At 55.2% G+C, this 25,168-nt stretch carries 25 protein-coding genes and 1 riboswitch; of the genes, 24 read left to right on the plus strand and 1 reads right to left on the minus strand.

The features are described from left to right. The first annotated feature begins 5 nt into the window (after positions 1–5). The 8 genes from HQN87_RS09560 (at position 6) to HQN87_RS09595 (ending at position 9,461) form a co-directional block, all read left to right on the plus strand. Entirely contained in the window at positions 6–2,018 is a 2,013-nt protein-coding gene (locus HQN87_RS09560; RefSeq protein WP_173131435.1) for a beta-galactosidase, read from the plus strand. Positions 2,019–2,098: 80 nt separating this feature from the next. After that, positions 2,099–2,213: riboswitch (guanidine-I (ykkC/yxkD leader) on the plus strand. A 62-nt stretch (positions 2,214–2,275) separates the two neighbouring features. Next, positions 2,276–2,632 carry a DMT family transporter gene (locus HQN87_RS09565; protein WP_173131246.1) on the plus strand — a complete coding sequence of 119 codons (357 nt, stop codon included), beginning with the start codon at positions 2,276–2,278 and terminating at the stop codon, positions 2,630–2,632. 1 nt (position 2,633) lies between these two features. After that, positions 2,634–2,948, plus strand: coding sequence for a DMT family transporter (locus HQN87_RS09570; protein ID WP_173131249.1), 315 nt, complete (start codon positions 2,634–2,636; stop codon positions 2,946–2,948). 108 nt (positions 2,949–3,056) lie between these two features. Then, a complete protein-coding gene (locus HQN87_RS09575; RefSeq protein ID WP_173131252.1) occupies positions 3,057–3,920 on the plus strand; it encodes an aldo/keto reductase in 864 nt (287 codons plus the stop codon). A gap of 334 nt (positions 3,921–4,254) precedes the next feature. Continuing rightward, positions 4,255–5,694, plus strand: coding sequence for a PTS mannitol transporter subunit IIBC (locus tag HQN87_RS09580; RefSeq protein ID WP_173131255.1), 1,440 nt, complete (start codon positions 4,255–4,257; stop codon positions 5,692–5,694). A 104-nt stretch (positions 5,695–5,798) separates the two neighbouring features. Next, the gene (locus HQN87_RS09585) at positions 5,799–7,865 is read left to right on the plus strand and encodes a BglG family transcription antiterminator (protein WP_173131258.1); all 2,067 of its coding nucleotides are present in this window, start codon (positions 5,799–5,801) and stop codon (positions 7,863–7,865) included. A 16-nt stretch (positions 7,866–7,881) separates the two neighbouring features. Then, positions 7,882–8,316, plus strand: a complete 435-nt coding sequence (locus HQN87_RS09590) for a PTS mannitol transporter subunit IIA (protein ID WP_173131261.1) — start codon at positions 7,882–7,884, stop codon at positions 8,314–8,316. Continuing rightward, positions 8,316–9,461: a mannitol-1-phosphate 5-dehydrogenase gene (locus tag HQN87_RS09595; protein WP_173131264.1), complete on the plus strand. Its 1,146-nt coding sequence runs from the start codon at positions 8,316–8,318 to the stop codon at positions 9,459–9,461. The genes HQN87_RS09590 and HQN87_RS09595 overlap by 1 nt, the downstream gene beginning before the upstream one ends. Positions 9,462–9,776: 315 nt before the next feature. On the opposite strand, the gene HQN87_RS09600 is transcribed toward HQN87_RS09595, so the two are convergent. Beyond that, positions 9,777–10,850 (minus strand): M42 family metallopeptidase, encoded by a 1,074-nt coding sequence (locus HQN87_RS09600; RefSeq protein ID WP_173131267.1) that lies wholly within the window; start codon positions 10,848–10,850, stop codon positions 9,777–9,779. 148 nt (positions 10,851–10,998) lie between these two features. Here HQN87_RS09600 and HQN87_RS09605 point away from each other — a divergent pair, with 148 nt between their 5' ends. The 16 genes from HQN87_RS09605 (at position 10,999) to HQN87_RS09680 (ending at position 24,825) form a co-directional block, all read left to right on the plus strand. Continuing rightward, positions 10,999–11,175 (plus strand): hypothetical protein, encoded by a 177-nt coding sequence (locus tag HQN87_RS09605; protein WP_173131270.1) that lies wholly within the window; start codon positions 10,999–11,001, stop codon positions 11,173–11,175. Between the two features lie 132 nt (positions 11,176–11,307). Further along, a complete protein-coding gene (gene spoVAC, locus HQN87_RS09610) occupies positions 11,308–11,805 on the plus strand; it encodes a stage V sporulation protein AC (RefSeq protein WP_173131273.1) in 498 nt (165 codons plus the stop codon). Between the two features lie 3 nt (positions 11,806–11,808). Then, complete coding sequence (gene spoVAD / locus HQN87_RS09615; RefSeq protein ID WP_173131276.1) at positions 11,809–12,843, plus strand: stage V sporulation protein AD; 1,035 nt, start codon at positions 11,809–11,811, stop codon at positions 12,841–12,843. Then, positions 12,840–13,190 (plus strand): stage V sporulation protein AE, encoded by a 351-nt coding sequence (gene spoVAE / locus HQN87_RS09620; RefSeq protein ID WP_173131279.1) that lies wholly within the window; start codon positions 12,840–12,842, stop codon positions 13,188–13,190. Before spoVAD ends, spoVAE begins: the two co-directional genes overlap by 4 nt. Before the next feature lie 974 nt (positions 13,191–14,164). After that, positions 14,165–15,121, plus strand: a complete 957-nt coding sequence (locus tag HQN87_RS09625; RefSeq protein ID WP_173131281.1) for an AAA family ATPase — start codon at positions 14,165–14,167, stop codon at positions 15,119–15,121. 1 nt (position 15,122) lies between these two features. Beyond that, the gene (locus HQN87_RS09630; RefSeq protein ID WP_173131284.1) at positions 15,123–16,373 is read left to right on the plus strand and encodes a DUF58 domain-containing protein; all 1,251 of its coding nucleotides are present in this window, start codon (positions 15,123–15,125) and stop codon (positions 16,371–16,373) included. Then, positions 16,370–18,622: a transglutaminase TgpA family protein gene (locus tag HQN87_RS09635; protein WP_173131287.1), complete on the plus strand. Its 2,253-nt coding sequence runs from the start codon at positions 16,370–16,372 to the stop codon at positions 18,620–18,622. The genes HQN87_RS09630 and HQN87_RS09635 overlap by 4 nt, the downstream gene beginning before the upstream one ends. A gap of 84 nt (positions 18,623–18,706) precedes the next feature. Further along, positions 18,707–19,231 carry a YqeG family HAD IIIA-type phosphatase gene (locus tag HQN87_RS09640; RefSeq protein ID WP_173131290.1) on the plus strand — a complete coding sequence of 175 codons (525 nt, stop codon included), beginning with the start codon at positions 18,707–18,709 and terminating at the stop codon, positions 19,229–19,231. Then, on the plus strand, positions 19,231–20,361 hold the full coding sequence (yqeH, locus tag HQN87_RS09645; RefSeq protein ID WP_173131293.1) for a ribosome biogenesis GTPase YqeH: 1,131 nt from the start codon (positions 19,231–19,233) through the stop codon (positions 20,359–20,361). The genes HQN87_RS09640 and yqeH overlap by 1 nt, the downstream gene beginning before the upstream one ends. Positions 20,362–20,374: 13 nt before the next feature. Next, positions 20,375–21,262: a shikimate dehydrogenase gene (gene aroE, locus HQN87_RS09650; RefSeq protein ID WP_173131296.1), complete on the plus strand. Its 888-nt coding sequence runs from the start codon at positions 20,375–20,377 to the stop codon at positions 21,260–21,262. A 51-nt stretch (positions 21,263–21,313) separates the two neighbouring features. Further along, entirely contained in the window at positions 21,314–21,607 is a 294-nt protein-coding gene (gene yhbY, locus HQN87_RS09655; protein ID WP_173131315.1) for a ribosome assembly RNA-binding protein YhbY, read from the plus strand. Between the two features lie 12 nt (positions 21,608–21,619). Next, positions 21,620–22,210: a nicotinate-nucleotide adenylyltransferase gene (locus HQN87_RS09660; protein ID WP_173131318.1), complete on the plus strand. Its 591-nt coding sequence runs from the start codon at positions 21,620–21,622 to the stop codon at positions 22,208–22,210. Beyond that, positions 22,194–22,772: a bis(5'-nucleosyl)-tetraphosphatase (symmetrical) YqeK gene (yqeK, locus tag HQN87_RS09665; protein WP_173131439.1), complete on the plus strand. Its 579-nt coding sequence runs from the start codon at positions 22,194–22,196 to the stop codon at positions 22,770–22,772. The genes HQN87_RS09660 and yqeK overlap by 17 nt, the downstream gene beginning before the upstream one ends. Continuing rightward, on the plus strand, positions 22,769–23,116 hold the full coding sequence (rsfS, locus tag HQN87_RS09670) for a ribosome silencing factor (RefSeq protein WP_173131331.1): 348 nt from the start codon (positions 22,769–22,771) through the stop codon (positions 23,114–23,116). The genes yqeK and rsfS overlap by 4 nt, the downstream gene beginning before the upstream one ends. Further along, positions 23,113–24,033: a CvfB family protein gene (locus HQN87_RS09675; protein WP_173131334.1), complete on the plus strand. Its 921-nt coding sequence runs from the start codon at positions 23,113–23,115 to the stop codon at positions 24,031–24,033. The genes rsfS and HQN87_RS09675 overlap by 4 nt, the downstream gene beginning before the upstream one ends. 21 nt (positions 24,034–24,054) lie before the next feature. Continuing rightward, a complete protein-coding gene (locus HQN87_RS09680; RefSeq protein ID WP_173131337.1) occupies positions 24,055–24,825 on the plus strand; it encodes a class I SAM-dependent DNA methyltransferase in 771 nt (256 codons plus the stop codon). Positions 24,826–25,168 lie beyond the last annotated feature (343 nt).

The raw sequence follows: 25,168 nt of genomic DNA on the forward strand, positions 1-25,168 counted from the left end.
GTATGATGAACCAGCTGCGTTACGGAGTTGCTTATTATGATGAATACATGCCTTATGAACGTCTGGCAGAGGATATCGCCATGATGCAGGAAGCGGGCATTAACACGGTACGGATTGCCGAATCCACCTGGAGTACCCACGAGCCGCAGAATGGCGTCTTTGACTTCACCTCTGTGGACCGGGTGCTGGATGCGATGGCAGCCGCCGGCATCGCAGTTATTGTTGGAACACCAACCTATGCGGTGCCAACCTGGCTGGTCAAGGAACATCCAGAGGTGCTGGCCGTAACTCCAAGGGGGCCCGGGAAGTATGGGGCCAGGCAGATCATGGATATTACGAGCCCGGCCTATCTGTTCCATGCGGAGCGGATCATCAGGAGGCTGATCGGCAGGGTATGCAAGCATCCGGCGGTTATCGGCTATCAGACGGACAACGAGACCAAGCATTATGATACGGCCGGAGATAATGTGCAGCATCTGTTCGTTAAGTATATGCGGGAGCGGTTCGGCACGCTGGAGGAGATCAACCGCCGCTTCGGTCTGGACTACTGGAGCAACCGGATCAACAGCTGGGAGGACTTTCCTGCGGTTACGGGCACCATTAACGGCAGCCTGGGTGCTGAATTTGCCCGCTTCCAGCGCGGGCTGGTGACGAATTTCCTCGCCTGGCAGGCTGCGCTGGTGAACGAGTATAAGCAAACGGGTCAATTCGTGACCCAGAACTTCGATTTTGACTGGCGCGGACACTCCTTCGGACTGCAGCCTGCTGTGGACCATTTCGCGGCGGCGGAGGCATTCGATATCGCCGGTGTGGACATCTACCATCCGTCACAGCATGAGCTGACAGGAACAGAGATTGCCTTCGGCGGCGACCTGACCCGTTCGCTGAAGCGCAGCAATTATCTTGTTCTGGAGACCCAGGCGCAGGCCTTCTCCCATTGGACGCCTTATCCTGGACAACTGAGGCTGCAAGCGTTCAGCCATCTGGCTTCCGGTGCGGACATGGTCGCCTACTGGCACTGGCATTCGATCCACAATTCCATGGAGACGTATTGGAAGGGCCTGCTCAGCCATGACTTCAAGCCCAATCCGGTGTATAACGAAGCGAAGACGATTGGCCGTGACTTCGCCCGCTTAAGCGATAAGCTCGCCGGCCTCCAGAAGCAGAACAAGGTGGCGGTCATGGTCAGCAACGAGGCGCTGACTGCCATGGAATGGTTCAAGCTTCCGGACGGCCAAGGCTATAATGATGTGGTCCGCTGGCTCTATGATGAGCTGTACCGGATGAATGTCGAATGCGACTTCATCCCGCCCGGCTGTACAGAGCTGTCCCGCTACAGCCTGATTATTGTACCGGCGCTGTATGCTGTGGAAGACGAGCCGCTGGAACGCCTGAATGCGTATGTGCATCAAGGCGGACATATGGTCTTTTCCTTCAAAAGCGGGTTCACGAACGGAGATGTCCAGGTGCGGACAGCCGTGCAGCCGGGCATCATCAGCGAAGCCTGCGGGGTTACCTACAGCCAGTTCATAACTCCGCATGAGGTAAGTTTGAAGAATGAAAGCGGGGAGTATAGCGGCGAAGACCGGGAGGTCACAAGCTGGATGGAGCTGCTTACACCTACGACAGCCGAGGTCCTGTACCGTTACGGGCACCGGCATTGGGGGCAGTATGCCGCAGTGACCCGGAACCGCTACGGGAACGGAACTGCGGTCTATATCGGCTGCATGACCAGCCGGGGTCTGCTCAGCAGTATTCTGAAATCCGCAGTAGCGGAAGCCGGATTATGGGGGCCGGACCAGGAGCTGTCCTGGCCGCTGATTGTCAGAAGCGGAACCAACCGCCAGGGGGACAAGGTCCGTTACTATTTCAATTACAGCGATGACCCGCATCAGGTGCAATACCCTTACGGGACAGCGGTTGAGCTGCTCTCCGGCCAGGAGGCTATGCCGGGGGCAACCTTCGATCTGGAACCCTGGGGAGTGCTGATTATGCTGGAGACAAGCTCCGGGAGTTGATCCGGCAACTGCTGCCGGAGAATAGCAAGGGTTGCTTTTCGCAGTGTTATTTGCTAACATACGACGTAAGTTCATAAGCTTTTATTGTTCTCTAGGGTTCCGCAGCGAAGGTGAACACCGCTGGCTGGTCCGAGGGAGAACGCACGGATAGAGTTCATATCCGTGTATACACGGAGGGACAAAAGCCCGGGAGGTATCGTCTGCAGAGACGATAACCTTCCGGGCTTATTATTTTGAATCACAGGAGGCAGGACGGAATGAAGAAGAGCACGAAGAGCTGGGTAATGATTGCAGGCGCAGCATGTTTTGAAGTGATATGGGTCATCGGGCTGAAGCACGCTGCTTCGCCTTGGGAATGGGCGGTAACGGCAGCAGCCATCCTGATCAGCTTCTATGCCCTCATCTGGGCCAGCGGCAGGCTGCCGGTGGGGACAGTCTATGCTGTGTTCGTGGGACTGGGGACAGCAGGCACCGTTCTGGCGGGCGGAATTCTATTCCATGAGCCGCTGCGGCCGCTGAAGCTGCTGCTGATCGGCCTGCTGCTGGCAGGGGTGGTCGGGCTGAAGCTGGTGACGCCGGCCGAGGAACCTAAACAAGCAAAGGAGCTGAACTGATATGGCATGGATCATGCTGGTTGCCGCAGGTTTATGCGAGATGTTCGGGGTAGCAATGATTGGCAAGCTGCACAAGAACCGGAATTGGCAGTCTGTCGCACTGCTTGTTCTGGGGTTCGGAGCAAGCTTCCTGCTGCTCTCCCTGGCGATGGAGAGCCTACCCATGGGGATAGCGTATGCGATCTGGACGGGGATCGGAGCGTCCGGGGCAGCGGTCATGGGAATGGTATTCTATGGTGAAGCGCGTGATCCTCGGCGGATTGCCTGCATCGTGCTGATCCTGGGGGCTGTCGCCGGGCTGAAGCTTATCGGCTGATTCTGCTCCAAACGTTACAGACTTAGACACTTGCCGGATGTTTCACAGGAGCTAATATGGTAAGTATAGTAAGTAATAACATTATCCTATAAGGAGACTTCCATTATTATGAGCAAACCTGTATCTGATACGATCATTTTACCGGATGGAGCTGTATTGCCGAGAGTGGGACAGGGAACCTGGCAGATCGGCGAGGAGCCTGCGAAGCGGGCAGAAGAGATTGCCGCATTGCGGCAAGGTGTGGAGCTGGGCATGAATCTGATTGATACGGCCGAGATGTACGGGGACGGCCGCTCCGAGGAGCTGGTCGGTGAAGCGCTGGAGGGCATCCGCGACAGCGTGTTCCTGGTCTCCAAGGTGTACCCGCATAATGCTGGCGGGACTAAGCTGGTCAGCAGCTGCGAAGCCAGCCTGAAGCGGCTGGGCACGGATCATCTGGATCTGTACCTGCTGCATTGGCGCGGCACCATCCCGCTGGAAGAGACGGTGGAAGGGATGGAGGCCTTGGTCGCTTCGGGCAAAATAGTCCGCTGGGGCGTATCCAATCTGGATACCCCGGATATGCAGGAGCTGCTCCGCATTCCGGGCGGCAATCACTGCGCAGTGAACCAGGTGCTCTATCATCTTGGCTCAAGAGGCATCGAGCATGAGCTGCTGCCCTGGATGAGAGGCCACAAAATTCCTGTCATGGCGTATTCCCCGCTGGCCCAGGCAGGAACGCTGAGAAAAGGGCTGACCGAGAATGAAGCGGTCCAGCAGATCGCCCGGAATCACGGGGTCACCCCCCTGCAGGTTCTGCTGGCCTGGAGCATCCGCGAAGGGGATGTACTAGCTATCCCCAAGGCCGGAAGCGTCAAGCATGTGATTGAGAACGCGGCTGCCGGCAAGCTGGTGCTTACAGACGACGAGCTATGGCAGCTGGACGATGCTTTTCCGCAGCCGTCGTGGAAGGTTCCGCTGGATATGATCTGATATGGATGTGACCCTGATATAGTGTAAGGCTGCGAGGCTGTCTCCACAGTGGAGACGGCTTTTTTGCAGTGCGTGCCCTTAGGGAATTCATGATATTTTATGAAAAATGGTGCATTCTATAAAGATTATTATAGGCCGCCAGGAGCATTGGAAATACCGGACTTTAGCCCCTTGGCAGGAACTCTTAAATGTTGTCAACAACGTTCATGACGAAACCGTGTTTTCAATTTGATGACAAAGAAAGCGCTTTGATTTACGATGTGTTCAAAGGGAATAACCTTTCAGGAAGAGTAGCGGAAAGGCTTCCATTCATTTCAATAAGGGGGCATCTTAAATGGCCACAACGGCAACTACGCAAACTTCATCCGGCGGTGCAAGGGTGAAGGTTCAACAATTTGGTCGTATGCTCAGCGGTATGGTTATGCCGAATATCGGCGCTTTTATCGCCTGGGGATTAATTACAGCATTATTCATTCCAACCGGCTGGTATCCTAATGAAAGCCTGGCAGCACTGGTAGGCCCAATCATTACTTACCTGCTTCCGCTGCTGATCGGTTACACCGGCGGACAGATGGTTCACGGCAAACGCGGCGCTGTCATCGGCGCTCTGGTGACCATGGGGGTTATCGTCGGCTCAACCATTCCAATGTTCCTCGGTGCCATGATTGTCGGTCCGCTGGCCGCCTGGGTTCTGAAGCAGTTCGACAAAGCGGTGGATGGCAAAATCAGAGCCGGTTTTGAAATGCTTGTCAATAACTTCTCCCTTGGTATTATCGGCGGGGCTTTGACCCTTGGAGCGCTTAAAGGGGTTGGACCTCTGGTTCAGGGATTGACCAATATTTTGTCAAATGGCGTTGAGTTTCTGGTTAACCATAACCTGCTGCCGCTCATCAACATCATCATTGAGCCGGCCAAAGTATTGTTCCTGAACAATGCGATCAACCACGGTGTACTGGGCCCGATTGCGCTTGAAGAATCACAAAGAATCGGCAAATCCATCCTGTTCATGCTTGAATCGAATCCGGGTCCCGGTCTGGGTATCCTGCTTGCTTACTGGCTGGCGGGTAAAGGCTCTGCGAAATCTTCCGCACCAGGCGCCATCATCATTCACTTCCTGGGCGGTATTCATGAGATCTACTTCCCTTACATCCTGATGAATCCGCGTCTGATTCTGGCTGTCATCGGCGGCGGGATGTCCGGGACATTCACCTTCCAGATGCTGGGTGCAGGACTTACAGCTTCTCCTTCTCCAGGAAGTATTCTTGCTTACTTCGCAATGACACCTAAGGGCGGATATCTTCCGATGATTGCCGGTGTAGTCGTTGCTACAATCGTGTCCTTCCTGATCGCGGCAGTACTCTTGAGATCCTCCAAGAAGAACGATGAAGAAGAGATTGATCTGGAAGAAGCAGCAGCTAAGATGAAAGACATGAAGTCTGCCGGTACAGCAGCTCAGACTGCCGCAACCGTAGCCGCAGCTTCCAATGTCCGCACCAAAGCCAATGTGAACAAAATCGTCTTCGCTTGTGATGCAGGGATGGGCTCAAGTGCCATGGGGGCTTCGGTCCTGAGAAAGAAACTGCAAAATGCTGGGGTGAACATCACTGTTACGAACTCTGCTGTCAGTGAAATTCCGGCGGATGCCGACATCGTGGTTACGCAGAAAACCCTTACAGACCGTGCGATTGCCAGCAATCCAAGGGCAGAGCATATCTCGATCGACAACTTCCTGAAGAGCCCGAAATACGATGAGCTTGTGGAACGTTTGAAGTAAGAAGCAGAAGTGTACAATTTAAGTATAGGATAAAAATGTTAAATAAGGAGACGCTGGCCCCCAAAGCCAGCGTTTGTCTCCATATAGGGCGAGGGTTTGCGGAAATGAGAAAAATTACCGCCAGACAGCGCCAGATTCTCTGGCTTCTGCTCGGAGTCAACGGAGAAATTACAGCCGTGAAAATCGCCGAGGCTACCGGTGTCAGCGTAAGAACGGTACACCGGGAGATGGAGGATATTGAGTCCGCGCTGAAGAATTTCGGTCTTGATCTGATCAGGAAATCAGGGAAAGGCATACAATTGAGCGGCCCGGAGGCCGGTCTTGCAGAGCTGCGCCTGTTTTTGCGGGAAGAGAAGCCGGCCGAGTATTCCGGGGAGGACCGCAAGGTGTATGAGCTATGCGCCCTGCTGGAGGCAGAGGAGCCGGTGAAGCTGTTTACCCTTGCCCATTCCCTTCAGGTGACGGTGGCTTCCGTCAGCTATGATCTGGATGAACTGGAGCACTGGGTCCGCAAGTTCGGCCTGGAGCTGGTCCGCAGAAGAGGCTATGGGGTTGAAATCACCGGCAGTGAGATCGACAAGCGCCGGGCGGTTGCCCGGCTGGCCGCCGAACATCTGGACCTCTCCGATCTGGTCGGTCATGGTTCCTTGGCCGAGAGTAACCCTGCCTTCCGGGTTCTGCTGACTACGGTAGGCAAGTCAAATCTCATGGAGATTGAGAATACGCTGTGGGATATGGAATGGAAGTGGACGGCCGAGCTGCCGGAGATTGTCTATATGGAGATGCTGCTGGGTCTTGCTGTAACGACCCGGCGGATTGAAATCGGACGGAGCATCGACAGCGGAGAAGAAGCGGGTTATTCCAGAGTGTCGGACCACCGCAATATTGCCGGGGCCGAGCGATTCGTGCAGCAGCTTGAAATGGTGCTTAAGATGAAGATTCCCCGGGTAGAGATCCTGTATATTGCAGGATTATTCGACCGGGTCCAGGATTCCTTCTCCTCCTCAGGCTATGCCTATGGCGATATTGAATTAATGGAGATTGTCTACAAGCTGACGGAGAGTGTGGTCAAGCGCACAGGGCTTCCCTTCCAGAGTGACCGCACTCTGCGCGAGGGGCTGCTGGAGCATATTGATCCGGCGCTGAAGCGGATTCGTGAAGGCACCCGCATCCGCAATCCGCTGCTTGGCCCCATCCGCAGGGATTATGAATATCTGTTCAACATCGTCCGTGCCTCCGTAGAGGATATGGAGCTGGAGCTTGAGATTCCGGATGAAGAAATCGGCTTTCTCGTCATGCATTTCGGAGCCTCCTCAGAGCGGCTCAACCAGCTAAGGCGCAATGTTAGGGCGATTCTGGTCTGCGCCAGCGGACTTAGCTCCTCCCGTCTGCTGGCTACCCGGCTGACTAAGGAAATGCCGCAGATTGAGATTCTCGGCAATATATCCTGGTATGAAGCTGCACGGCTGCCGGATGTGGATTACGATCTGATTATCTCGACCATTGATCTGCCGATTGATAAGGAGCGTTACATCAAGATCAGCCCCCTGCTCACAGCGGAAGAGATCGAGAAGCTGCTGAGCTATATCCAGAACATCACGCTGCGCGAACGGGAGAACAGAACATCCGGCGGGCCGGACCAGCCGGTGCGGAAGGAAGCGTCCCTTGAACAGCTTAGGAGCTACAAGGGCATTCTGGATGAGATCGTCAGTCTGCTGGAGCGGTTCCGGTTCCATCCAATCAACAACAAGGGGATGGATTTGTATGCGACATTAGTGGAAATGCTGGAGATGCTGAGTGGACACGGTGTGGTCGGGGATGCCGGAATTGTGCTGGAGCGGCTGCTCGAACGGGAGCGGATGACCAGTCAGGTGATCCCGGATACCGCGCTCGCTCTTTTCCATACCCGAAGCAGTCATATTCACCTGTCGTCGCTGACCCTGTACCGGCTGCATCAGCCCGTCATTCTGGAGGGAGATACAGAGGTCAGAGTCATTCTGCTCATGCTGGCTCCGCGCAGGCTGTCTAAGGAGAGTCTGGAGGTGCTCAGCGAGATCAGCGCCTTGCTGCTTAACTCCGAGCTGGTCCAATTGCTGGAGGAACGTACAGAGACAGAGATCCGGGGGTACCTGTCCTCGGAGCTGCTGCATTTTTTCCAAAATAAACTTTGAAAGTGAGAGAAATCATATGAGTATACTGTCAGAAAACAAAGTAATTATGCACGGTGCTGCAAAGGATAAATACAAAGCGATCGCTATGGCGGGCAAGCTGCTGGTCGATGCAGGACATGTAACGGAAGAATATGTGCCCAAGATGCTGGAGCGTGAGGAAGTGGTCTCTACTTATATGGGCGGCGGACTGGCCATTCCCCACGGTACCAAGGAAGCGCGGCCTTTTATTAAATCGACTGGCTTATCTATCATCCGTTTCCCGGACGGTGTGGACTTCGGCGGCGATGAGCCGGCATTCGTGGTCATTGGCATTGCCGCCGCAGGCGACGGTCATATGGAGGTTCTGACTAATGTGGCGATGATCTTCACTGAAGATGATGCGATTGATCGCGTCATGAACGCCCCGACTGCCGCTGATGTCATTGCGATTTTTGAAGGGGGCATGGAGTGATGAAGGCGGTCCATTTTGGCGCGGGCAATATCGGCAGAGGTTTCATTGGACTGCTGCTGTCGCAGGCAGGCTATGAAGTTACGTTCGTGGATGTGAATGAAGCATTTGTTGCGCAGCTTAAGGAGCGGGGCGAATATCCGGTAACACTGGCCAGCGATGGTCAGGAAACGGTGATGGTGAAAAATGTAACTGCGCTCAGCAGCGTAACTCATGGTGAGGAAGTTGCCGCAGCGATTGCGGAAGCTGATCTGGTTACTACAGCGGTCGGCGTATCCATACTGAAGCATATTGCCGGTACTGTGGCTGAAGGCATTAGCAGAAGGCTGTCTGTCTCTTCCGCTCCCCTGCATGTTATCGCCTGCGAGAATGCGATTGGCGGCAGTGCCCAGCTCAAAGAGCTGGTCTACGCGAAGCTGGATGAAGCGGCCCGCACGAATGCTGACGCTTCGGTTGCTTTTCCTAACGCGGCTGTGGACCGGATCGTTCCCTTGCAGCAGCATGAGGATATTCTGAAGGTCGTCGTTGAGCCGTTCTATGAATGGGTGGTGGATGCTTCGCAGATGATCCCGGGGTATACGCCGGTTGAAGGTGTGCATTACGTTGACAACCTGGAGCCTTATATTGAACGCAAGTTATTCACGGTCAACACGGGTCATTGCTCAGCGGCATACCTTGGCTTCCTGCAAGGCTACGAGACGATTCAGCAGGCCATGGCGGATGAAGTCTTGACGGCACAGGTTCGTGAGGTGCTGGAGGAGACCGGTGCAGTGCTGATCCAGAAGCACGGCTTCGATGAGGCTGAACACAGCAAGTATATCGACAAAATTCTGGAGCGCTTCCGCAACCCCGCGCTGACCGATGAAGTATCCCGTGTCGGCCGTTCGCCGCTGCGCAAGCTATCGCCGAGTGACCGTCTGGTGTCTCCGGCAACACAGGCCTATGACCGGGGGCTGAGCTATGCGGCCCTGGCCCGTTCTATGGCCGGAGCGCTGCTGTTCAAGGCGAGCGACGACCCGGAAGCGGCCCAGCTGCAAGCCGCCATTGCCGAGCTTGGAGCAGAAGCTGCGCTGACGAAATACACGGGACTAGCAGCGGAACATCCTATTCATCAGTCTGCGATGGAGCAGTATGGGAAGCTGAAATAAATGGCGAGATAAGACGCACTTAAGTTGTAAACTTGAAGCTTCATCGTCACTGCGGTGAACATTTGGACTTCCGGCCGCTGTTGTCACCAGATTTCTTGATTTAAACCGCTCTACGCGGGTGAAATCCGGTGACAAAGGCGGACGCTACCGCTCCTACAGTTCCAAATTTCCCCTCCGCTTCTTTTGCTTTTTGTTTATTTCTTTAGTGCTTCTTATGTATATATAGAATTACAGCCGCAGGGGAAGCCTATCCCTGCGGCTGTTTGCAGTTCACAACAAATACGATGCCCCCTACCAGCGGGGCATCGTATTCAATCAGCTGTTCTCCAGAATCGTCTGCAGTGTAGTGCGGTCCAGTCCTTCGACGAGCTTGATCAGCAGCTCTTTGGCCGCTGCATAATCATCGCTGTGAATGATGGAGGTCGCTGTATGGATGTATCGCGAGCAGATTCCGATGACTGCCGAAGGAATGCCGATTCCGCTGACATGGACCTGTCCTGCATCCGTTCCCCCCTGAGACACGAAATACTGGTATTTGATCTTATGGGTGTCCGCCGTATCCTGCACATATTCGATCAACCCGCGGTGGGTAATCATCGTAGGGTCGAAGATACGCAGCAGCGCGCCCTGACCCAGATGGCCGAAGGCCTGGCGGTCGCCGGTCATATCGGCAGCGGCACTGGCATCCAGACCGAAGAAGATATCCGGTGCAAGCAGATTGGCCGAGGTCCGTGCGCCGCGCAGACCGACTTCTTCCTGGACGGTGGCGCCGCAGAATACGGTATTCGGCAATGCTTTGCCGTGCAGTTCCTTCATTAATTCAATGGCGAGGCCCACGCCGTAGCGGTTGTCCCAGGCCTTGGCCATAATCTTCTTCGGATTGGCCAGCGGAGTGAACGGGCATACCGGCACGACCTGCTGGCCTGGAGCTACACCGAAGCTCTGGGCCTCTTCGCGGCTGTCGGCGCCGATATCAATGTACATTTTGCCGATATCACCGGCTTTGCCGCGCTCCTCGGGACTTACCAGGTGAATCGGCGTGCTGCCGACTACGCCGTTCAGCGTTCCCTTGGGTGTGATAATCTGCAGCCGCTGCGAGGCAACCGCCGAAGGCAGCCAGCCGCCCAGCGGCGTGAAGCGGATCATTCCGTTGTCCGTAATGCCGGTTACCATGAAGCCCACTTCGTCGAAATGTCCGGCAACCATAATCTTGGGACCGTTCGCTTCACCGCGCAATACGCCGAACAGGCTGCCCAGTCGGTCCTGTATGAATTCATCCGTGTAAGGCGTCATGGCCTCCTTGACATAGGCGCGCAGCTCGCGCTCGAAGCCGGGGGCTGAGGGGAATTCTGTCAATGTTTTGAACAACTCAAGTGTTTCTGTATTCATATACATATCGCTCCTTTATGTCATCTAGTATGAACATTGTTGCGCTGGTTGTCCATGTCAGAAAGGCAAATGAACACAGTGGCTAAGTGTACGAATACTATGCAGTAAGGGCTCTGCAGGCAGGAGCCGGGGAAAGGAAGCGAGGAGAATGTGGCTCTCAGGGAGCGTAGCCCACACAGGCAGCCAAGCAAGGTTCAGGAAGGTGCCGGTCCGCAGACAGACCCTGCCCGGGCGGTATCGCCGCCGGTACCGGCGGGAGAATGAGGCGGTGCTGATTCTGGTGCTGTTTATGCTGCTGATTGTTGTATTGTTTTATTTTTCCTGAGCAGAAGCAGACATAACGAAGCCGCCTAAAGTGAACAATAAGGAAAACTTAATCAAGCATGGCACGAAGGGACGGGAAACCGTTTGTCTGCTGCCCGTTCCCTTTCGTATCTTTGTCCAGGAGGTGTCTATTTTGCCGGCAAAAACAAAAAAATCAGGCGTCAAGCTGAACCTTGACGGTCTGACCCCGCAGGCTTATCAGGAATTGGCCAAGCCGTATGTCCCTTCCCGCCCTGTATTCAAGAATTGTATACGCGCCTTCCTCTCAGGGGGCTTAATCTGTGTGCTGGGACAAGGTATCCAGGAAGCGTTCATGGCAATTTTTGATATGAGCTCGAGGGAGGCGGCAAGTCCGACGGTGGCGATTCTGATTCTGCTCTCCGTCATCCTGACCAGCTTCGGGGTGTATGACAAGCTCTCCCAGTGGTGCGGCGCAGGTACAGCGGTGCCTGTCACTGGATTCGCCAACAGTATGTGTTCCGCTGCACTCGAACACCGGGCGGAAGGGCTGGTGCTGGGCGTCGGCGGCAACATGTTCAAGCTGGCCGGATCGGTTATCGTCTTTGGGGTTGTTGCCGCTTTTATCGTTGGCGTAGTGTATGCCGTTATGGGCTGGGGAGGTGCACATTAACTGATGAAGCAACTCGGCAGCCAGACCTGGGAATTTACGAACCGTCCGGTCATCCTCGGCACTTCGGCAGTGGTAGGACCGGAAGAGGGAGAAGGACCGCTTGCGTCAACCTTTGATTATATCTACGATTCGCTGGAGATGGGTGAGAAGACATGGGAGAAGGCAGAACGTGCCCTGTTTGAAAAAGCCTCCAAGCTTGCCCTGATGAACGCGAATCTGGATCAGGACAAGCTTGAATTCTTCGTCGGCGGTGATCTGCTGAATCAGATCATCAGCAGCTCCTTCGCCGCACGGAAGCTTGGCGTTCCTTATCTGGGAGTATTCGGTGCCTGCTCCACTTCTATGGAGAGTCTGGCGATCGCCTCGATGATTGTCGATTCCGGCGGCGGAAAGTATGTGCTGGCCGGTACATCCAGCCACAACTGTACCGTGGAGAAGCAGTTCCGCTACCCGACAGAGTATGGCTCACAGAAGCCGCCGACCGCCCAATACACCGTAACAGGCTCCGGCTGCGCGGTGGTGGGTGTCAATGACGGAACTGCCAAAGGGCCGCATGTAATCTATGCAACGCTTGGGCGTATCATGGATCTGGGGCTGAAGGACCCGTTCAATATGGGGACCGCGATGGCACCGGCGGCGGCGGACACGATTACTGCACATTTTCGCGATACGGGTCTGTCGCCCGGTTATTATGACCTGGTTGTCACAGGCGATCTGGCTTCCATCGGCTTGCCGATTGCCAAGGAGCTGCTGGCCAAGGAAGGTATTCCAATGGAGCAGACAGTCTTTAATGACTGCGGCCTGATGATGTACGACCTGGACAAGCAGAAATATGTCATTGCCGGGGGAAGCGGTGCGGGATGCTCAGCCACAGTAACCTACGGGCATATCATAGGCCGGATGAAAAAGGGGGAGCTGAAACGGGTATTAATCGTGGCGACCGGGGCGCTGCTCTCCCCGCTATCTTACCAGCAGGGCGAAAGTATTCCATGCGTGGCCCATGCGGTAGCCTTGGAGAGCGGAGGTGAAGGAGCATGATTTATTTATGGGCTTTTCTGGTCGGCGGTGCGATTTGCGTCATTGGCCAGCTGATGTTCGATGTGATTAAGCTGACTCCGGCTCATACTATGAGTACGCTGGTCGTGATGGGTGCCGTCGCCGACGCTTTCGGTATCTACGATCCGCTGGTGAAATTTGCCGGAGCGGGAGCAAGCGTCCCTATTACCAGCTTCGGGAATTCGCTGGTCCATGGCGCGCTGACCGAGCTGGAGCGAGACGGCTGGGTCGGTGTCGTCACCGGGATCTTCGATGTAACCAGCGCGGGGATCTCCTCCGCGATTGTTTTCTCGTTCCTGGCGGCGCTGGTGGTACGGCCGAAGGGATAAGGGATTTGTATTTGGACGGAGAGATAAGGGCCAGGTTAGGGATAGAAGATGGATAGTGAGTTCCGGGATCGCCAGGCGGCGGTCCTTTTTGCGTGGAGATGATGTATTTCCGCCGAAATTGCAGAAGTGCACCCCAATCAGCCGAAAGCGGGCAGTCGGCGAGAAGGAAGAGCAGAAGTGCACCCCAATCGGCGGAAAGCGGGCGGAAGGAGGAAAAGAGAGGGATAAATCCCTCTGAATCGGCCGAAAGCGGGCAGTCGGCGAGAAGGAAGAGCAGAAGTGCACCTCAATCGGCTGAAAGCGGGCAGCCATTGAGAAGGAAGAGCAGAAGTGCACCCCAATCGGCCGAAAGCGGGCAGTCGGCGAGAAGGAAGAGCAGAAGTGCACCTCAATCGGCCGAAAGCGTACAGCCAGTGCGAAGGAAGAGCAGAAGTGCACCCCAATCGGCCGAAAGCGGGCAGTCGGCGAGAAGGAAGAGCAGAAGTGCACCTCAATCGGCCGAAAGTGGGCAACCAGCGAGAAGGAAGAGCAGAAGTGCACCTCAATCGGCCGAAAGCGGGTAGTCGGCGAGAAGGAAGAGCAGAAGTGCACCTCATTCTGCCGAAAGTGGGCAACCAGCGAGAAGGAAGAGCAGAAGTGCACCTGAATCGGCCGAAAACGGGCAGCCAGCATGAAGGAAGAGCAGAAGTGCACCTCAATCGGCCGAAAGTGGGCAACCAGCGAGAAGGAAGAGCAGAAGTGCACTCCAATCGGCCGAAAGCGGGCAGCCAGCGAGAAGGAAGAGCAGAAGTGCACCCCAATCGGCCGTAAGCGGGCAGCCAGCGTGCAGACGAGGGAACTCACTTCACGCTTTTTTGGGATAAATCCCGTAAGCGGTTCTATAAATTCAGGGGACCTAACATGTACTTTGGGTGCTCCTATCATGTAAAATGTATATATTACTGCTTATTCTGATATAGGAGGGTTTACCATATATGCCCGTACGTCAAGAATCGACGCAAATAATGAACGCTGTTCGCACTAATCTGGAATCCTGTATTCTCGGTAAAAGCTTTGAAATAGAACTGCTGCTCACGGCCCTGCTTGCAGGCGGACATGTCCTGATTGAGGATGTTCCGGGCACAGGCAAAACCCAGCTCATCCGCGCGCTCTCCCGCTCGATGTCCGGTGAATACCGGCGGATTCAGTGTAATCCGGATATTCTTCCGAGTGATATTACCGGGGTATCTGTCTATCACCCGCGCGATGAGATGTTCCACTTCCGTCCGGGGCCGGTCATGACCAATATTCTGCTGGCCGATGAGATTAACCGGGCGACCACCAAGACCCAGTCAGCCCTCCTTGAAGTGATGGAGGAACGCAATGTCACGGTCGATGGAGAGACTTATCCTCTTCCTCATCCGTTCATGCTCTGTGCGACCCAGAATCCGATAGATTTCGAGGGGACGTATACGCTTCCTGAAGCTCAGCTCGACCGCTTCATGCTGCGGATCAGCCTGGGCTATCCCGATGCGGATACCGAGAAGAACCTGCTGCTGACCCATCAGCAGGGCCAGCCGGTGGACAGGCTGACTCCCGTAACCAGCATGGACACGATCGCTGCCATCCAGGAGGAGATACGTGATGTCTTCATCAGCGAGCCCGTGCTGAACTACCTGCTGGATGTGGTCCGGCAGACGCGGGTGCATCCGCTGGTCCTGCTGGGTGCAAGCCCCCGGGCATCCTTGTCGTTCATGATGGCCTGCAAGGCTTACGCTTTCCTCCAGGAACGGGATTATGTGCTGCCGGATGATGTGAAGACCCTCACCCCGTATGCCCTGGGGCACCGTATCCTGCTGCGGCCGGAATCGCGCCTGGACAATATCAGCATGGACTCCCTGCTGCAGAAGCTGCTTCAGAGCATTCATGTGCCTGTAACCATGAGGCAATAAGATGAGAGCCATTCTTACGAGGGCAGCCGCTGTGATTCAGCCGAGGAAGTTCATGGGCGTTCTTGCGATATGGGTCATCACACTCTGTTATGTGCTGTTTCAGGGCGGCAAAACCTCGTTCATGCTGTTTATCATGGTCTCTGTTCTCATTCTGTATCTGGTTATTGGAGGTCTTGAAGGCGTCCGGCGGGCCAAAGGCACCCGCAGCTTCTACTCGGAGCAGGACAAGCCTGATCTGCTCTACGCCGGCGGTTATCTGCGGGTGAAGCTGGAAGTGACGATTCCGGGATTTCTGCCTTTGCCCTACGTAGTGGTACGGGAAATTCTCAAGCGTCATAATGGAGAATCCTGGGTGTTCGAGGAGAGCCTCATTCCCAATATGGGCGGGCGGGGAGAGCTGCTGTTCCAGACACCGCTGCTGGAGCGGGGGCGTTATACTTTTGAGAATACGGATATCCTCAGTGAGGACATCTTCGGTCTGATGGAGCACAAAGGGACATTCAAGGCGGAGGGGCAATTCCGGGTGATGCCAAGAACGGTCATGGTGCCGCGCTGGCAGCTCTATGAACGCAAAGCGCGCCTGTCCGGGCCGCAGGTATCGCTGCTTCAGTCCAGGCGTGAGACCACGCAGATCAACGGTGTCCGTGATTATGTCTACGGAGACCGGCTGACACGGATTCACTGGAATGCGACGGCGAAGACCGGCGACTGGAAGTCCAAGGAATTCGAGCATGAATCCGTTCCCAGAACGATTCTGGTGCTGGATGGCAGCTCAAGCAGTTACTACAACCCGGCGCACTTCGAGCTGGCGGTATCCATAACGGCTTCGCTGCTCGGCTTCGGTATTCGGGAGAGAATCGGGATCGGGCTGTGCTGCCTGGATAAGAATACGAAGGTATTCAGTCCGGCAGAAGGCAGTGCGGAGCGGCAGAAGATGATTCAATATTTGATTGATATCAATGCGGAAGGAAGCGGTCCGCTGATTAACCGGCTGGAGAGTGCCCAGCGGATGTTCCCCAAAGGGGCGTACTTCGTGCTGATCAGCCCGCAGAGCGGCCGGGCGGCACTCGACACCCTGCGCTGGGCCGACAGCCGGGGGATGACCCCGTCCCACATTCATGTCCTTCATCCTTCCGGGAAGTACCGGGCCGGGGAGTGGCAGAATATTCTCCAGTCTCATGGAATTACCGGTCATAGCATCAGTACACTTCAGGAGCTTCCTGCGGTACTTGGAGGTGATTCTGTCCGATGAAGCAATGGTTCCGTGCAATAAGATCCTCCTGGCATCACGGGCTGACGCTGCTATGGCTGACCATCATCGCTTTGCAGTGGGTCTCCTACACGGTGCCCTTTTGGCTGGAGGAGACGACAGTCGCTGTTGCGTTAAGCCTTTTTGCAGTCACTGCTATTGAAATCATTCTGCCATTCAAAAAGATATACCGCCTTCCGTTAGAAGGTGCGGCAGTGCTTTATATTGTATACAACATCATTGTCCATTACGGGGTGTACACTCCTGATCCGCTGCTGCCTGCATTTCTGGACCGGCTGCCGGGTATAGCTATACAGATGAGCCCTTATATCTGGTTTGCCTTGGGAGCCTGGCTGCTGCTGCTGGTGTCCGCCTGGTGGGTGAACGGCAAGACGCGGATTCTGATGTTCATCGCGATGAATATTACGGCCTTCGCCGCACTGGATTCGTTCACTACAGCAGTATTATGGCAGGAGGTAGCCTGGACCGTATTTGCCGGGATGGGCTGGCTGGTCACACAGCATCTGAGGAATTTCCAGCTTCATTATCCCCGGGGCTGGACCTACATGCTTAAGTATCCGATGAAGGTAGCCTTGAATATAGCCATCATATTCTCATTGGTCATTCTTGCAGGGGTGAATATGCCCGAGGTCCGGCCAACCTTAACCGATCCTTATACAGCTTGGCAAAAGTGGAACGGAAAGTCTGTTTCCTCCGGGCCTTCCTCCGGCAACGGGGACAGTACAAGCAGTGGGTCTGGCGCGAACGGGACGACGTCTGGATACAGTCTGAATGATGACAACCTGGGCGGGGGCTTCAACTTCGATTACTCGCCGGTGATGACCGTGACCTCCGATCTGCGCACCTATATGCGCGGCGAGACCCGCAGCAAGTATTCGGGAAAAGGCTGGCCTGATGATGATTCATCCGGGCGGGGCGAGCAACGGGAGGTGCAGGTGGGCGAGCCGCTGGAACGCGCCGTAGCCCCCAAGACAGAGACCCGGACCTTGAAGCAGACGGTTAAGCTTTTGGGAGGGAACAGCTATCCGGTGGTCTTCGGCGGCTATTCGATCTCGGGAGTAGACTCCGTGGACGGGCAAGAACAGAGCAGCGGCTTGTCATGGCGGAGTGAAGACAGCGAGCTGCTATGGAATTCCGCAGGGAAAACGCGGGCCTACCCGCAGACCTATGTGGTAACTTCAGAGGTGCCGGTTATTCCTTTTCAGGAGCTGAGCATTCAGACCTTTGAACAGCTATACGGGAATAAGAATATCGACCCGCAGTACCTTCAGCTCCCGGCTAACTACCCGGAGCGGGTGAGCGCGCTGGCTAAGGAGATTACGGCCAGGGCAGACACGCCTTACGAGAAGACCATATTGCTGCAGCAATATCTCCAGCAGACTTTTCCTTACACGAATCAGCCGGATACCTCACGGGCCAAAAGCAAGGATATGGTCGAGAGCTTCCTGTTTGAGATCAGGGAAGGCTACTGTGATTATTATTCCACGGCCCTGGTTACCATGGCGAGGTCACTGGATATACCGGCCCGCTGGGTGAAGGGTTACGCGCCGGGGGAGCAGGCCGAAATTCCGGATAATGTGATGCTTCAGCAAGGCGGTACCCTAGTGAATAATAATTATACGATTACCAATGCGGATGCCCATTCCTGGGCTGAGATTTATTTCGGGGACTACGGATGGGTTCCGGTAGAGGCGACGCCCGGCTTCAATGTTCCTGTGCTGACGCAGAGTGAGCAGGACAATGCAGAGCAGACTGAAGCTCCGGAAGTGGAGCCGGAGGAGCTTGAGCCTGCGGCAACCGGCCAGGCTGACGGAGATACCGGATTCCACCCCGGTACCTGGGTAGTGACAGGGGCGGTGGCAGTGCTTCTGCTATGGGGCGTATTCCTGCTCTGGCAGCGGCGGCTCAGCCTGCGGTTCCTGATCACCCGGATGCGTATCGGCGGCCAGCCGACTCCGGCGCAAAAAGTTATCGCAGAAACACAGCGCTGGGTAAGGTATGTGCACCGGAAGGGTATGCTTAAGAAAGAGCATGAAACCCTGCGCGAATCCGTGGAACGGTGGAGCCGTGAACGCCCGGCGTCTGCGGAGAGCTTCGCAGCACTGCTGGGGATGTATGAACGGGCGAATTACAGCCCGGAGGTTATTGAAGACAAAGACTGGCACAGCGTGTATACTGAAGCTTTGCGGCTGCGAAAAAACATGAAGTCCGGCAGGGTAATGCCCCTGTAACACATTACCCTGCCGGACCCGGGGTTTCAGTAGCCGAAATAGAACCGGGCAACAAGTTTCCTGTATGAAAAAGAGGTGAATAAATTGTTTGAAAGGTTAGTTCCCAAACTCCGGGTAAATACCGTATTCGATATTTCGCTGGAAGAGCTGTACCGGCAAGGATACCGTGGGATTATCACGGATTTGGATAATACGCTGGTCGGCGCCAAGGCGCCCCTCGCTACCCCTGAGCTGCTGCTCTGGTTCGCGAAGGTGAAGGAGCTTGGCTTCAAGCTTGTCATCGTATCCAACAACAATATGGACCGGGTGTCGCGTTTTGCCACCCCGCTGAATATTGAATTTGTGCATCAGGCCCGCAAGCCGAGCAATTCCCCGTTCCTGAGAGCCATGAAGCTGATGGAGCTGGGGCCGGAGCAGACGATTGTTGTCGGCGACCAGATGCTTACAGATGTCTACGGCGGTAACCGGCTGGGACTGTACACGGTACTCGTGATGCCGATCTCCGTCAAGGATGAAGGGATTGGAACAAGAATCAACCGCAGAGTGGAGCAGATTGCCCTGACACGATTGCGGAAGCAAGGATTGTGGCAAGAGGAGGATAAATCTTAATGAGTGAATTGAACGACGAAACGAAACGGCCTGAGAAATGCAGCGGCTGCGGCATCAAGCTCCAGAGTGTGGACAAGGAGCGTCCCGGCTATATCCCGGAGGTCGCATTTGAACGGGAGCCGGTGATCTGCCAGCGCTGCTTCCGGATTAAGAACTACAATGAAGCTTCTTCCGTATCGGTCGACCAGGACGAATTCCTGAAGCTGCTCAGCGGAGTCGGCGAGAAGAACGCGCTGGTGATCCATATTGTTGATATCTTTGATTTTGAGGGCAGTCTGATATCGGGGCTGCAGCGTTTTGTCGGCAATAACGAGGTCATTCTGGCGGTTAACAAAAGCGATCTGCTGCCGAAGGTGACCAATTGGAACAGGCTGCGCAACTGGATGCAGCAACGCTGCAAGGAAGAGGGGCTGCGCACGGCAGAGATTGTCCTTGTCAGCGCGAAGCGCAACCAGGGCTTCGACCGTCTGCTGGAGGCCGTAACCGAGCTGCGCGGACAACGTGATGTCTATGTCGTCGGGGCGACCAATGTGGGCAAGTCCTCACTGATTAACCGTCTGATCTCCGATTACAGCGACCTGGAAGAGGAGCTGACGACCTCCCGTTATCCGGGCACGACCCTGGACATGGTCAAGATTCCGCTGGATGACGGCCATTATATCATTGATACTCCGGGTATTGTGTACCCTTGGCGGTACAGTGAGATGGTTGAGCGCAAGGATCTCGGTGCTGTAATGCCGGAGAATCCGCTCAAACCGGCGGTATACCAGCTGAATGAAGGCCAGTCGCTGTTCTTCGGCGGACTGGGACGATTCGACTTCATCCAGGGGGAACGCCAATCCTTCACCTGCTTCATCAGCAGTACGCTGAAGATTCACCGTACGAAGCTGGAGCGTGCAGATTCCTTGTATCAGGACCACCGGGGCGAGCTGTTGTCTCCGCCGGGAACGGCCGATATGGACAAGCTGCCGCAGTGGCAGCGGCACGAATTCCGGATAGCCAGGAACAGCGAGACAGACCTGTTCATCTCCGGGCTGGGCTGGATCAAGGTGAACGGCACTGCGGGTGCGGTAATCGCCATACATGTTCCGCGTGGCGTGAAGGTACTTACCCGTCCTTCGCTGATCTAAGGAGGGTGACGATATGACTGACATTGGCAGGAACGTACAGGATAACCTTCTTCCCGGGGAACTCCTGCTGGGCGTAATGGGTGATCCGATTGCCCAGTCCAAATCCCCGCTTATGCATGGGGCTGCACTTCAGGCACTGGGTCTCTCAGGCGCTTATGTGCCGCTGCATATCACTCCGGACAAGCTGGGAGAGGCCGTGCAGGCCATACGGACCCTTGGCTTCCGCGGGGTGAATGTAACGATCCCACACAAGGTTGCGGTAATGGAGTATCTGGACCGGCTGGATGCAAGCGCCGTGGATGTGGGAGCAGTTAATACCATTGTTAATGACAAGGGAATATTAACCGGATTCAATACGGACGGAATCGGATATGTCCGTTCGCTGAAGGCAGAGGCTGCGCCGGAGCTGTCCGGTACCCGCATCCTGGTGATTGGAGCCGGGGGTGCGGCCAGAGGCATTGTCTCGGCACTGCTGAAGGAGCAGCCGGCTTCCGTCCTGATTGTCAACCGCAATCAGGACAGGGCTCAGCAGCTGGCAGACAGCTTCGCGGGCAGAGGAGCTGTAGCCGGAACGGGAATGGATGCCGTGCCCTCCGTCATCGGCGGCATGGATATCGTGATCAATACGACATCGGTAGGCATGTATCCGCATATGGAGGATATGCCCATCGACCCGGCCTGGCTGCATGAAGGGATGATTGTAAGTGATCTGATCTACAATCCGCTGCATACCCGGCTGCTAACGGAGAGCCTGAAGCGGGGCTGCAGGATTCACGGCGGGCTGGGAATGTTCGTGTACCAAGGTGCCTATGCACTGGAGTACTGGACAGGAATGGAAGCCCCCGCTGATATTATGCGGCAGACCATTGTGGATTGCCTCGGCGTAACGCCGGGCAAATGATTTTGAAGCAAAACGGTAATAATATATGTTAATTAAGGAGTTTTCACATTTATGTTAACTGGCAAACAAAAACGCTATCTCCGCTCTTTGGCTCATCATCTGGATGCAGTATTTCAGGTTGGCAAAGGCGGCGTAAACGATCATCTGATCCGTCACATTGAAGAAGCTATTGAGAAACGCGAGCTGATGAAGATCAGCATACTGAATAACAACGCTGATGACCCTAAGGAAATTGGTGCCGCGCTTGCCGAGCAATCCGGTTCGGAGCTTGTTCAGGTAATCGGCAAGACTATCGTTCTGTACAAGGAATCACGCGATAACAAGACGATTGAGCTTCCAAGATAGGAGGTTGGCCTCTTGAAAGTAGGAATAATGGGAGGGACCTTCGATCCTCTGCATATCGGCCATATGATGGCGGCTGAGACGGCGCGGGAGAGCTACGGTCTGCAGGAGGTCTGGTTCATGCCTTCGCATATTCCGCCTCATAAGCATGAGGCCGGGGCAACCGGCGAGGAGAGGCTGGCCATGGTGGAGGAAGCAGTGAAGGACCATCCCTCCTTCGGCATTCTCGATTGGGAAGTAGTCAGAGGCGGGGTATCCTACACACTGGAGACGGTAATCAGTCTGCAGGAGGAATATCCGCAGCATGAATTCTTTTTCATAGTGGGCGCGGATATGGTTCAATATCTGCCTAAGTGGCAGGGGATCGAAGAGCTGGTGAAGCGGCTGACGTTCATCGGTGTCGGACGTCCGGGGACTCCGCTCGATCTTGAGCTGCTGCCCGCCTTCATTGCGGGCCGGGTACAGCTTGCGGATATGCCGCTGGTGGATATCTCCTCCACAATGCTCCGGGCCCGGGCCGCCGAAGGGAAATCCATCCGCTACATGGTGCCTGACGCTGTGTATGAATATGTTCAAAGGAGTGGATTGTATGGAGTACAGCCGTGAAGCGCTGATTGAAGAGGTATCCGGCCAGATGCCGGACAAACGCTGGAAGCATACCCTCGGTGTGATGGAAGCCTCTGTGAAGCTGGCGCAGCGCTATGGCGCTGATCCTGAGCGGGCCGAGACGGCGGCGATTCTGCACGATGTCGCCAAGTACTGGCCTGTAGAACAGATGCGTGAGATCATTGAGCAGAACGGGCTGAACACCGGGCTTTTGAAATACGATAAGCAGCTATGGCATGCCGAGGTGGGCGCTTTTGCCGCTGAGCATGATTATGGAATTACGGATACTGAGGTACTGGATGCCATCCGTTACCATACCTCGGGCCGGGAGAACATGAGCCTGCTGGAGCGGATCGTCTGTCTGGCCGATTATATCGAGCCTGGACGGGACTTCCCCGGTGTGGATGAGATACGCAGGCTGGCTAAAGTCAGTCTGGAGGAAGGGCTTATTGCAGGACTGGATTCCACCATCAGCCTGCTGCTGGAGAGACGCCGGATCGTGTTCCCGCTTACGGTGCTGGCGCGCAACGATTTAGTAAGAATATTGGAGGATAAACGATGAGTGTACAATCTAACAAGCTTCTGGAACTGGCTCTGAACGCCGTTCAAGATAAAAAAGCAATGAACGTGGTGGCCCTGGATCTGCGCAATGTGTCGCCGATCAGTGATTATTTCATCATCTGCCACGGTAATTCCGATACCCAGGTTCAGGCGATTGCCACTGAGGTACGCAAGGTAGTCCATGAAGCAGGCGGTATGATCAAGGGCATCGAGGGAATGGACGCGGCTCGCTGGGTTCTGATGGACCTTGGCGATGTCATTGTCCATGTCTTCCACCGCGATGAACGCGAATATTACAATATTGAGCGTCTGTGGTCCGATGCCAAGGTCGTGGAGACGGTATGAGTCTGATTGCTGGAACTACGGTTACGCTTGAAGTCATGCGGGAGGTATCCCCTTACGGATACTTTCTGAGCGCGGGCGACCAGGATATCATGCTTCACTACACGGAGCTTGTGGGCAGCAAGCCGAAGATCGGCGACAAGGTGGAGGTATTCATCTTCTTCGATACCGAGGATCGTCCTGCCGCTACAATGAAGAAGCCTTACCTGACGCTGGGCGAGATGGCGCTGCTTGAAGTGGCCGATATTCATCCGCGTCTGGGCTGCTTCCTGGAGATGGGACTGGGACGGCAGCTGCTGCTGCCGCTCGGCGAGCTTCCTGAACTGGTGGAGCTGCGCCCGCAGATTGGAGACAAGGTCTTCGCGATCATGGAGCATGACAAGCAGGGCCGTCTTCGGGCCAAGCTGGCCGGAGAGCAGGAGCTTGCGCCGCTGGCGCTGCCCGCACCGGAGTCCTGGCAGGGGCAGACGGTATCTGCCCGGGTGTATAAGCCGCTGCAGATGGGCACCTTCGTGCTTGTAGACGCCGGTGTGCTGGGCTTCGGCATTATCGGCATGGTTCACTCCTCCGAGCGCAGCCGCCTGCTGCGTCTGGGCGAAGTGATTGAAGCGCGTGTAGCGCATATCCGTGAGGACGGACGCGTCAACCTCAGCATGGGCCACCGCAAGGAAGTGGGCCGTGATGTGGATTCAGCGGCATTGCTTGATTTCCTGGCTTCCCGGCCGGGCGGCGGAATGCCTTATTCGGATGCTACACCGCCGGATATCATCAAGCAGCGCTTCGGGATCAGCAAGTCTGCGTTCAAGCGTGCGCTGGGCAAGCTGATGAAGGAAGGCCTGGTTGTCCAGAAGGAGAACTGGACCTATCTGGCCACACGTGAAGAGGAATCCTCCGAGCCGGAATCGGATGACAACCAATAGTATAGAGAAAGCGGTGTAGCAGTGTCTTCCTATGGCAAATTTGCTTATGTATACGATGAGCTTATGGCGGATATGCCGTACCCGGAGTGGCTGGCCTTTGCCGAGACGGCATGGAGTAAGTACGGCAAGCCGCGTACGGTAGCCGAACTCGGCTGCGGTACCGGCAGCCTGACTATTCCGCTGGCTGCGGCAGGCTATCACATGACGGGGATCGATCTCTCTTCGGACATGCTGGCAGTAGCCCAGCGCAAGCTGGAGCAGCAGCCGCAGGGACGGCGTTTTTTGCGGGAGGGGAGTGTACTCTGGGTCAGACAGAACATGAAGGAATGGGAATTGCCCGAGCTGGTGGATTCCGTCATCTCCTTCTGTGATTGCCTGAATTATGTGCTGGAAGAGCAGGACATTACGGAGGTATTCTCCAGTACGTATGCCGGACTGAAGCCGGGCGGCACCTTCTTATTCGATGTTCATCATCCGAATACGCTGATCCGTTATGAGGAAGAGCAGCCTTTTGTACTGGATGAGCCTAATGTATCCTATATCTGGACCTGTGAGCTGGATGAGCCGCGCCGTGAGATTGAGCATCATCTATCCATCTTCGCCCGTGAAGAGGGCAGCCGGGATGTGTACCGCCGGTTCGAAGAGACCCATACCCAGCGTGCCTATGACCCGGAGTGGATGAAGCAGGAGCTGCTGAAGGCGGGCTTCAGCGGGGTGTCGGTCTATGCGGACTTCGAGTGGACCCCTGCAGATGATTCCTCGCAACGTTTGTTCTATGTAGCTGTGAAATGAAGCTACTTAAGAATTGATCTGGAAGCGTAGTCGTCACTACAGAGAACATTTGGACTTCCGGCCGCTGTTGTCTGCAGATTTCTTGATTTAATAAGAGGTCCTTACCCGAATTGGGTAAGGGCCTTATTCGTTCTTTTAACTGTGCACGATCAGCCTGAAATGTATGCGAAAACGGGTAGGCCAAATGAAATCGGAAAACCGAACACAATGGGACCGGGAGCGCCGGGTAGGCCAAATGTAATCGAAAAACAGGCATGACAAGACAGAGGCCTTGTCACCCCCAGGAATGAAAATAAGTGGGTGGCATCCGTCGCATCCATTCTAAAAGATGCTGTAGTCGTCA

The sequence above is a fragment of the Paenibacillus tritici genome, assembly GCF_013204885.1.
In the GTDB taxonomy this organism is placed as follows: Bacteria; Bacillota; Bacilli; order Paenibacillales; family Paenibacillaceae; genus Paenibacillus_AQ; species Paenibacillus_AQ tritici.